A 9,580-nucleotide genomic window follows, 5' to 3' on the forward strand; every position below is an offset into this window, starting at 1 on the left:
ACCAGCAGGATCAGCTTGGTCTGCGGGATCGTGACGTGCCGGACGCGCTTCAGCAGCCCGGCGCCGTCCAGCTCGGCGGACTCGTACAGGTCGCCCGGGATGCTCTGCAACGCGGCGAGGTAGATCAGCGTGCCGGTGCCGAGGTTCATCCAGGTCGACACGATCACCAGGCTGATCAGCGCGGTGTTCGTGGAGTCGAGCCAGCTCAGCGGCGGGATGTGGACGACGCCCAGCGCCTGGTTGAACAGGCCCGACCCGGGGTCGTAGAACCACTTGAACAGCAGTACGGCGACCGCCGGCGGGAGCATCACCGGCAGGTAGACGACGAACCGCAGGTACGCCTTCGCGTGCCTCAGCTCGTTCAGTACGACGGCCAGCACGAACGGTACGGCGTACCCGATCACCAACGCCAGCCCGCTGAACGCCGCCGTGTTCAACCAGGCCGCCCCGAACGCGGGATCCGTGAACACGGTCTTGAAGTTGTCGAATCCGACCCACTTGCCTGGGTCGACGAAGTTGTTCTGCTGAAAACTCAGCACGATCTCCCGAACCATCGGATACCAGGAGAACAGGGCAAAACAGATCAAAGCCCCACACAGGAACCCGTAGGCAGTCAGGTTGCGCCCCAAGGCCCTCCGCAGCGCGCCATGGTCAGCTGTGGATCGCCGGTCCGTCGCTCCCTGAGCCTGCGAGCGACGGACCTGCTCCTCGGTCACCGTCATTACGTGTTCTTCGCCAGGATCTTGTTGGCCTTGGACTCGGCATCGCTGAGAAGTTTGTTGATATCGGCGTCCTTGCGGGTCAGGACCGCGGACATCGCGACGTCGAGGACGGCGTACAGTTCCTGCGCCTTCGGGGGCTCGAGCTTGTTGGTGATGTTGCCCTGGGCATCGACGTACGGCGTGAAGTTGTCGACCGGCACCGTCGCGTACTGCTTCCGCAGCGCGCTGATCTGCTTGCCGGGGGCACTGTTCCCGTACAGGTCCGGGATCGGCAGCCCGACCGGGCGGCCCTGCGCCTTCGCCCGCGCGTAGTCGAACTGGCCCTTCCCGGGCGTCAGCTCGTGGAACTCCAGCCACTGCAGCCCGGCCTTGATCTTCTCCGGCGATGCCTTCGGGTTGAACATGTACCCGTCGCCACCGCTCAGCGACGACTGCCCGTCCGACTCCGGTACGGCGGTCACCCCGTAGTCCTCGAACTTGCCCTTGAAGTCGTTGTTCACCGACTGCACGACGTCCGGCGCGCCGATCATCATGCCGAGCTTGCCGCCGCCCATCATCCGCATCAGGTCCGCCCACTGCAGCAACTGCTTGCTGCCCATCGAGTTGTCGTCCCAGCGCATCCGCTTCAGGTTCTCCAGCACCGCCTTGCCCGCGTCGCTGTTGAACGCCGCGGTCTTCCCGTCGTCGCTCACCATCGACCCGCCGCGCGCATACAGCTCCGCGGCGAAGTGCCACCCGCCCGTGTTGCCCGCCGAGTACTCACCAAACCCGACGTACCCGGGCCCGAGCGCTGCGATCTTCTTGGCCGCCGCCCGTACGTCGTCCCACGTCTTCGGCGGGTTGGCCGGGTCGAGGCCCGCTTGCGTGAAGAGCTTCCGGTTGTAGACCAGGCCCATGTTGTAGTTGTTCCGGGGCAGCCCGTACGTCTTGTCGCCGTCCTTGAACACGCCCATCACGTCCGGTCGCAGGTCCTTCACCGCGCCGACGCTGCCGACGTACTGGCTGATGTCCGCGGCCTGCTTCTTCTCGATGATCTTCCGGACGTCGGTGTAGTAGACGTAGAACACGTCCTCCTGCGTCCCGCCGGCCAGCTTGGCCTGGAACGTGTCGGGGTTGATGCACGGGAAGGCGTCCTTGCCCTGGACCGTGATGTTCGGATGCGCCTTCTCGAACGTCGCGACGTCCGCCTCCCAGGCCTCGCGCTCCTTCGGGTTGCTCTTCGGCGGCTCACAGCCGACCGTGATCGTCACCTGCCCGCCGGAGGCGTTCCCGGCCGACGACTTCTTGGCGTCCGATCCGCAGGATGCGGCCCCCAGCCCGAGTCCCATCACCAGCAGCAGGCTGAGCCCGCGACGCGTTGTGGTCATTTCCACCCTCTCCCTCGACTCGTGCCGACACCGTAGGGAACTGGACCCATGAACGCAATACTTCGATCTGAGATTGCAAAAACGTGACTTCTCATGGGAGATTGCCTGCGACAGGGCAAACGACAGCAGCCGCCGACCATCGGTCAGCGGCTGCCAGGGGCTGCCAGGGGCTGGGTGGATCAGCTCCGGACTCGCGCGGTGGAGGCGCGGACGACGAGTTCGGGCTCGAAGAGCAGCTCGTCGGCCGGCACGGTGGCGCGCTCGATCAGCGCGACCAGCATGTCCACGGCGGCCCGCCCCATCGCGTCGATCGGCTGCCGGACGGTGGTCAGCGGCGGGTCGGTGCAGTTCATCATCGCGGAGTCGTCGTACCCGATCACCGAGACCTCGTCCGGGACGCTCAGCCCGGCCCGGCGGACCGCGCGGATCGCGCCGAGCGCGAGGATGTCGCTGGCGCAGACGATGCCGGTGACGCCGGAGTTCACCAGCTTGGTGGCCGCCGCGTGCCCGCCCTCGAGCGAGAACATGCTGTGCTCGACGAGCTCCGGATCCGTCTCGTCCGCGGCCAGGAAGGCGTCCAGTTTCCGCCGCGACGGGATGTGGTCGCGCGGCCCGAGCACCATGCCGATCCGCCGGTGCCCGAGCGCCCGCAGGTGGCCGATCGCCATCTCCGCGGCGACATGGTCGTCCGACGAGACCTGCGGGAAGCCGAGGTGGTCGACGGCGGCGTTCACCAGTACGGCGGGCAGCTTCCGCTCCTGGATCAGCTCGTAGTGCTGGTGCGGCGCGTCGGCCTGCGCGTAGAAGCCGCCGGCGAACACCACGCCGGAGACCTGCTGCTGCAGGAGCAGGTCCACGTAGTCCGCCTCGGACACGCCGCCGAGCGTCCGGGTGCAGAGCAAGGAGGTGAAACCTTGCTGGGCGAGCGCGCCGCCGACGACCTCGGCGAACGCCGGGAAGATCGGGTTCTGCAACTCCGGCAGCACCAGGCCGACCAGCCGGGCCCGGTCGCCGCGGAGCTGGGTGGGCCGCTCGTACCCGAGCACGTCCAGCGCGGTGAGCACCGCTTCCCGGGTCGCGTCGGAGACGCCGGGCTTTCCGTTCAGGACACGACTCACGGTCGCTTCGCTGACGCCGACCTTCTTGGCCACCTCTGCAAGTCGTCGTGTCATGACGCAAATACTACGCCTGGGAACGCAAGTTCTTGCAAGGGCTTGCGTGCCACGTTTCGCGGACCGGATCGGCTCCCTGCGAGGTCAGCTTGCTGCCAGACTGGTACCCGTGCCTCGATTCGTCGCCACCCGCCCGGACACCGGTCTGCTGTCGCTCCCGTGGGACATCCCGCTGGAGGACTGGCCCGAAGACCAACTGGTCGCGCTGCCGCGCGGTATCTCGCGGCACGTGGTCCGGTTCGTCCGCGTCAACGGCAGCGTGTACGCGATCAAGGAGGTCCTCGAGCACCTGGCGATGCACGAGTACCGGCTGCTCCGCGACCTCGAACGCCTGGAGGCGCCGTCGGTCGAACCCGTCGGCGTGATCACCGACCGGGTGGACCGCGACGGCGAGCCGATCGACTCGATCCTGATCACCCGGCACCTGCAGTTCTCGCTGCCGTACCGGGCACTGTTCTCCAGCACGCTGCGCCCGGACACCGTGAACCGGCTGATCGACGCCCTGGTCGCGCTGATCGTCCGGCTGCACCTGCTCGGGTTCTTCTGGGGCGACTGCTCGCTGTCGAACACGCTGTTCCGCCGCGACGCCGGCGCGTTCGCGGCGTACCTGGTGGATGCCGAGACCGGTGAGTTGCACCAGGACATCTCCGACGGGCAGCGCGCGCACGACCTGTACACCGCCGAGATCAACCTGTTCGGCGAGCTCCTCGACCTGCAGGAGGGCGGGCTGCTCGACGAGTCGATCGACCCGCAGGAGACCGTCGAGTCGATCCAGAAGCGGTACGAGGCGCTCTGGTCGGAGCTGACCGCGCCGGAGGAGTTCGGCGGAGACGAGATGCACCGGCTCGACTCCCGGATCCGGCGGCTGAACGAGCTCGGCTTCGACGTCGCCGAGATCGACATCATCACCGACTGGGACGGCAGCCAGGTCCGGATCCAGCCGAAGGTCGTGGACGCCGGCCACCACTCGCGACGGCTGCTGCGGCTCACCGGCCTGGACGTCGAGGAGAACCAGGCCCGGCGGCTGCTCAACGACCTGGACTCGTTCGCCGCCGCCACCGACCAGCAGAACGAGGACGAGGAGATCGTCGCGCACCAGTGGCTGACCGACGTCTTCGAGCCGGTGGTCCGCTCGGTACCGCGGAACCTCAACCGCAAGCTCGAGCCCGCGGAGATCTTCCACGAGGTCCTCGAACACCGCTGGTTCCTCTCCGAGCAGGCCGGCCACGAGGTCGACACGATGGAGGCGGCCCGCTCGTACGTGAACGACGTACTCGCGGCGAAGCCCGACGAGAAACTGGCACTGCCGACACCGGGCACCGCCGAGCTGGAGTGAGCACGACCCCCTAGGGTTGAAACGTGAAAATCGTCGGATACGAAACGTTCCTGGTGGCGCCGCGGTGGCAGTTCCTGCGGATCGACACCGACGAAGGAATCAGCGGGTGGGGCGAGCCGATCGTCGAGGGCCGCGCGGAGGCCGTCCAGGGTGCGGTCGCGGCGCTGATGGAGTACCTCGTCGGCACGGACCCGCTGCGGGTCGAGGAGCACTGGCAGGTGATGGCCAAGGGCGGCTTCTACCGCGGCGGCGCGGTGCTCTCGAGCGCGCTCGCGGGCATCGACCAGGCGCTGTGGGACATCAAGGGCCGCTACCACGACGTCCCGGTGCACGAGCTGCTCGGCGGTCCGGTCCGCGACCGGGCACGGATGTACACGTGGGTGCACGGCAGCGACAACGCCGAGCTTGTCGACCAGGCCCAGGCCAAGGTGGCGAGCGGCTTCACCGCGCTGAAGCTCAACCTGTCCGAGGCGCTGCCGCCGATCCCGTCGGCCGCGCAGCTGCGCGCCTCGGTCAGCCGGGTCGAGGCGCTCCGGGACGCGCTCGGCGACGGGATCGACATCGCGCTGGATTTCCACGGTCGGTTCAGTACGGCGGCCACCCGGCAGATCCTGCCGCTGCTCGAGCCGCTGCTGCCGATGTTCGTCGAGGAGCCGGTCACGCCGGAGTACTCCCGCGACCTGCGCCGGATCACCGAGTCGACCAGCATCCCGATCGCGCTGGGTGAGCGGCTGTTCTCCCGCTGGGACTTCCGGGACGTGCTGCCCACCGGCATCGCGGTCGCGCAGCCGGACATCTCGCACGCCGGCGGCGTCTCCGAGGTACGCCGGATCGCCGCGCTCGCCGAGACGTACGACGTGAGCGTCGCGCCGCACTGCCCGCTCGGGCCGATCACGCTGGCCGCCAGCCTGCAGATCGACTTCGCGATCCCGAACTTCCTGATCCAGGAACAGAGCCTCGGCATCGAGTACGGCGGCGGCAACGCGCTGCTGGACTACCTGGTGGATCCCGGGGTGTTCGCGTTCACCGACGGGCACGTGCAGCGTCCGACCGGGCCGGGGCTCGGCATCGAGGTCAACGAGGAGGTCGTCCGGGCCGCGGCCGCGGAGCCGCACCGCTGGCGGTCCCCCGTACTGCGGCACGACGACGGATCGTTCGCCGAATGGTGACTCCGCCGATGGGCTGGAACAGCTGGGACTGTTTCGGTACGACGGTGACCGAGGACGAGGTGCTGGCCAACGCGCGGGTGATGCACGACCAGCTGCTGGCGTTCGGCTGGGACACGGTCGTCGTGGACATCGCCTGGTACGACCCGACCGCGCGCTCGCACGGCTACAACGAGAACGCGCCGGTCGTCCTGGACGGCTACGGCCGCCAGCTGCCGGCGCCGTCGCGGTTCCCCTCAGCCGTGGACGGCGCCGGCTTCGGGCCGCTGGCGGCGAAGGTGCACGCACTCGGGCTGAAGTTCGGGCTGCACATCATGCGCGGGATCCCGCGGCGGGCGGTCGAGCTGGACCTGCCGGTGTACGGGACCGAGTGGACCGCACGCGACATCGCGGACCACGAGCAGGTGTGCGCCTGGAACCCGGACAACTTCGGACTGAATCACGACCACCCCGGCGCGCAGGCGTACTACGACGCGCAGGTGGCGCAGTTCGCCGAGTGGGGTGTGGATTACGTCAAGGCCGACGACATGCTGGCGCCGTACCACGACCGCGAGATCGCGGCGTACGCGCAGGCGATCACGCGGAGCGGGCGGGAGATCGTACTGTCTCTGTCGCCCGGCACGCAGTTGTCGACGCATCATCTCGACCATCTGCGGGCGAACGCGCAGCTGTGGCGGATCTCGGACGACCTGTGGGACCGGTGGGAGGACGTGCACGCGCAGTTCGCCCGGTTGGCGCGGTGGGCGCCGTTCCAGCGGGACGGCGGTTGGGCGGACGCGGACATGCTGCCGCTCGGCCACATCGGCATCCGCGCCGAACGCGGCGACGACCGGATGAGCCGGCTCACCGTCGACGAGCAGAAGACGCTGCTGACGCTGTGGGCGATGGCTCGGTCGCCGCTGATGATGGGCGGCGATCTGCCGACCACTGCACCGGAAACCCTTGCTCTGCTGGCGAATCCGGCGCTCGCCGAAGTTCTCGGGTCTTCGACCGACGGCCGGGAGATCGTCCGCGAGCCGGTGGACGACGGCGAGCTGATCGTCTGGACCGCCCAAGGCGACAACCGCGCGTACGCCGCGATGTTCTGGACCGGCGCCGCACCCCGCGAGGTGCGGCTCCCCGCCGGACTACCTGCCCCGGCCCGCGATCTGTGGGCCGGCGTGCCTGCGACCGAACGCACGTACGTCGTTCCTGCGCACGGAGTCCGCTGGCTCGAGCTCGGTGCGACTATTTGAGGGCCGAAAGCAACCACTTGGACAGTGGTCCGTCACCTAGCTCCTGAAGGTCTTTCACCCAGCGCGCCTCCGCGATCTCCGGGGACAGGTGCAGCTGGTCCTCGGCGGCGAACGCGGTGAGGATCGTGAGGGTGTCGTGTTTGCCTTCCAGCGTGGTGATGGTGGTGCTGAGAGTTTGGAAGGCGTCAGGGGGTATCACCAGGCCCAGTTCCTCGTGGATCTCGCGGGCGGCGGCCTCGGCAGAGGTTTCCTGGGCGGGTTTGTAGCCGCCGCCGGGTAGCGCCCAGCGGCGGGTGTCGGCGTACGAGTGGCGGACGGCGAGGAAACGGCCGTCCGGCAGGCGGAGCAGGGCCTTGACGCCGAAGGTGGTGGGTTTGCGGATTCGCCACCACAGCTGGAGGAACGGCGAACCCGCGCGGAGCAGGATCGCGGGAACCCGCATCAGCGCGGGGGCATCCGGAGGGCGCCGTCGAGGCGGATGACCTCGCCGTTCAGCAGCTGGTTGTCGAGGATGTGCCGGACGAGCGCGGCGTACTCGGACGGCTTGCCGAGCCGGGACGGGTGCGGGACCTGCTGCTCGAGGACCGTGCGGGTCTCCTCCGGCAGACCGGCGAGCATCGGGGTCTCCATGGTGCCGGGAGCGATCGTCAGCACCCGGATGCCCTTGTCGGCGAGGTCGCGCGCCGCGGTCAGCGTCAGCGCCACGATGCCGCCCTTGCTGGACGCGTACGCCGCCTGCCCGATCTGGCCGTCGTACGCCGCGATCGAGGCGGTCATCACCACGACGCCGCGGTCGCCGTCCGCGGAGGGCTCCGACGCGATCATCCGCTCGGCGGCGAGCCGCAGGACGTTGAAGGTGCCGATCAGGTTGATCTCGATCACCTGCCGGAAGGTTGCCAGCGGCAACGGACCCTTGCGCCCGACGACCCGGCCCGGGGTCGCGACGCCGGCGCAGTTCACCACCACCCGCAGCGTGCCCAGCGCCTCCGCCGCGTCCAGGGCGGCACTCACCGCGGCCTCGTCGGTGACGTCGGCCGGCGCGAACACCACCCGGTCGCCGAGCTCGTCCGCGATCGCCTTGCCCGCCGACGACGGCAGGTCGACGATCACCACCCCGAGCCCGTCCGCCGCGAACCGCCGTACGGTCGCCTCCCCCAGCCCCGAACCACCACCGGTGACGAGAGCGACATCGGACGGGCTGAATTTCATGAAGCACTCCTGAGCAGGTCGCGGCTGATGACCAGGCGCTGGATCTGGTTCGTACCTTCGAAGATCTGGGTCACCTTGGCCTCACGCATGTACCGCTCGGCCGGGAACTCCCGGGTGTAACCGTACCCACCGAGCACCTGGACCGCGTCGGTGGTGACCTTCATCGCCGCGTCCGTGCACACGAGCTTCGCGATCGCGGCCTCCCGCGTGAACGTCCGGCCCAGGTCGCGCCGGCGGGCCGCGTGCAGGTACGTCGCCCGCCCGGACTCGACCGCCGCGGCCATGTCCGCGAGCAGGAACTGGATCCCCTCGAAGTCCGCGATCGACCGCCCGAACTGCTGCCTCTCCTGGGCGTACGCCGTGGCGAGGTCCAACGCCGCCTGCGCCAGGCCGACCGCGCAGGCCGCGATCCCGAGCCGCCCGGAGTCGAGCGCGGACAACGCGATCCGCATCCCGTCACCCTCCGCGCCGATCAGGTTCGTAGCCGGGATCCGTACGTCGTCGTAGTTCACCAGCGTGGTCGTCGACCCGGTCAGGCCCATCTTCCGCTCGGGCGCGCCGAAGCTCAGGCCGTCGACGCCGGCCGGCACGTGGAACGCGGAGATCCCGTGCTTGCGGTCGTCCGACGTACGGGCGAACGTGGTGAAGAAGTCGGCGTACGGACCGTGACTGATCCATGCCTTCGTGCCGTTCAGCACGTACGCGTCCCCGTCGCGGACGGCGCGGGTGGTCATCGAGCTGATGTCGGACCCGGCCTGCGGCTCGGACAGCGCGTACGCGCCGAGCAGTTCGCCGCCGATCATGTCCGGCAGCAGCCGGTCCTTCTGCTCGTCGCTACCGAAAGTGGCCAGCCCGTACGACGTCATCGTGTGCACCGAGACGCCGACGCCGACCGACATCCACGCGGACGCGATCTCCTCGAGCATCTGCAGGTACACCTCGTACGGCTGCTCGGCGCCGCCGTACAGCTCCGGGTAGGGCAGGCCGAGCAGGCCGGCCTTGCCGAGGGTCCGGAACGCGTCCCGCGGGAACGCCTCGGTCTCCTCGGCGTGCGCGGCGTGCGGAGCCAGTTCGTGTTCGCACAGGTCGCGGACCAGGGCGAGCAGGTCAACGGATTCGTCAGTTGGCAGGAGCCGGTCGACAGCCATCAGGAACCCCCTCTCAACAGCTGACGAAATGATACTCCGAATGATACTGACGCACCTAACGCAGTATCGTTCTATGCTGTCTCGATATGACAACAGTCGTTCCGGGGCGACGTACCCGCCGGCAGTCCGAGCTGCTCGACCGGCTCCTGTCCCTGTTCCTCGAGCAGGGGTTCAGCCGGTTCACCCTGGACGACCTGGCCGCCGAGCTGCGCTGCAGCAAGACGA

At 68.8% G+C, this 9,580-nt stretch carries 9 protein-coding genes; 3 read left to right on the top strand and 6 right to left on the bottom strand.

The window, feature by feature from the left end:
* From VFF46_RS24640 to VFF46_RS24650, 3 genes are all read right to left on the bottom strand, one after another.
* On the bottom strand, nucleotides 1-554 hold a 554-nt coding region (locus VFF46_RS24640), incomplete at its 3' end, for a sugar ABC transporter permease (RefSeq protein WP_325039575.1).
* A gap of 167 nt (nucleotides 555-721) precedes the next feature.
* Entirely contained in the window at nucleotides 722-2,089 is a 1,368-nt protein-coding gene (locus tag VFF46_RS24645; protein ID WP_325039576.1) for an ABC transporter substrate-binding protein, read from the bottom strand.
* Between the two features lie 179 nt (nucleotides 2,090-2,268).
* Nucleotides 2,269-3,261 (bottom strand): LacI family DNA-binding transcriptional regulator, encoded by a 993-nt coding sequence (locus VFF46_RS24650; protein ID WP_325039577.1) that lies wholly within the window; start codon nucleotides 3,259-3,261, stop codon nucleotides 2,269-2,271.
* Nucleotides 3,262-3,370: 109 nt separating this feature from the next.
* Here VFF46_RS24650 and VFF46_RS24655 point away from each other — a divergent pair, with 109 nt between their 5' ends.
* From VFF46_RS24655 to VFF46_RS24665, 3 genes are read left to right on the top strand one after another with little or no spacing between them, the layout of a single operon-like run.
* Nucleotides 3,371-4,597, top strand: coding sequence for a DUF4032 domain-containing protein (locus VFF46_RS24655; protein ID WP_325039578.1), 1,227 nt, complete (start codon nucleotides 3,371-3,373; stop codon nucleotides 4,595-4,597).
* A gap of 23 nt (nucleotides 4,598-4,620) precedes the next feature.
* Complete coding sequence (gene dgoD, locus VFF46_RS24660; RefSeq protein ID WP_325039579.1) at nucleotides 4,621-5,766, top strand: galactonate dehydratase; 1,146 nt, start codon at nucleotides 4,621-4,623, stop codon at nucleotides 5,764-5,766.
* A complete protein-coding gene (locus VFF46_RS24665; protein ID WP_325039580.1) occupies nucleotides 5,760-6,998 on the top strand; it encodes a glycoside hydrolase family 27 protein in 1,239 nt (412 codons plus the stop codon). Before dgoD ends, VFF46_RS24665 begins: the two co-directional genes overlap by 7 nt.
* On the opposite strand, the gene VFF46_RS24670 is transcribed toward VFF46_RS24665, so the two are convergent.
* Genes VFF46_RS24670 through VFF46_RS24680 form a run of 3 tightly spaced genes read right to left on the bottom strand, consistent with a single transcriptional unit; the run spans nucleotide 6,991 to nucleotide 9,355 of the window.
* Nucleotides 6,991-7,440 carry an NUDIX domain-containing protein gene (locus tag VFF46_RS24670; protein WP_325039581.1) on the bottom strand — a complete coding sequence of 150 codons (450 nt, stop codon included), beginning with the start codon at nucleotides 7,438-7,440 and terminating at the stop codon, nucleotides 6,991-6,993. The genes VFF46_RS24665 and VFF46_RS24670 overlap by 8 nt on opposite strands.
* On the bottom strand, nucleotides 7,440-8,207 hold the full coding sequence (locus VFF46_RS24675) for an SDR family NAD(P)-dependent oxidoreductase (RefSeq protein WP_325039582.1): 768 nt from the start codon (nucleotides 8,205-8,207) through the stop codon (nucleotides 7,440-7,442). Before VFF46_RS24675 ends, VFF46_RS24670 begins: the two co-directional genes overlap by 1 nt.
* Nucleotides 8,204-9,355: an acyl-CoA dehydrogenase family protein gene (locus VFF46_RS24680; protein WP_325039583.1), complete on the bottom strand. Its 1,152-nt coding sequence runs from the start codon at nucleotides 9,353-9,355 to the stop codon at nucleotides 8,204-8,206. The genes VFF46_RS24675 and VFF46_RS24680 overlap by 4 nt, the downstream gene beginning before the upstream one ends.
* Between the last annotated feature and the right edge of the window lie 225 nt (nucleotides 9,356-9,580).

Source organism: Kribbella sp. (assembly GCF_035655035.1).
GTDB lineage: Bacteria > Actinomycetota > Actinomycetes > Propionibacteriales > Kribbellaceae > Kribbella.

Coding starts and splice junctions, on each gene's coding strand:
- VFF46_RS24645 (WP_325039576.1), bottom strand. CDS start 2,089: ATGACCACAACGCGTCGCGGGCTCAGCCTGCTGCTGGTGATGGGACTC.
- VFF46_RS24650 (WP_325039577.1), bottom strand. CDS start 3,261: ATGACACGACGACTTGCAGAGGTGGCCAAGAAGGTCGGCGTCAGCGAA.
- VFF46_RS24665 (WP_325039580.1), top strand. CDS start 5,760: ATGGTGACTCCGCCGATGGGCTGGAACAGCTGGGACTGTTTCGGTACG.
- VFF46_RS24670 (WP_325039581.1), bottom strand. CDS start 7,440: ATGCGGGTTCCCGCGATCCTGCTCCGCGCGGGTTCGCCGTTCCTCCAG.
- VFF46_RS24675 (WP_325039582.1), bottom strand. CDS start 8,207: ATGAAATTCAGCCCGTCCGATGTCGCTCTCGTCACCGGTGGTGGTTCG.
- VFF46_RS24680 (WP_325039583.1), bottom strand. CDS start 9,355: ATGGCTGTCGACCGGCTCCTGCCAACTGACGAATCCGTTGACCTGCTC.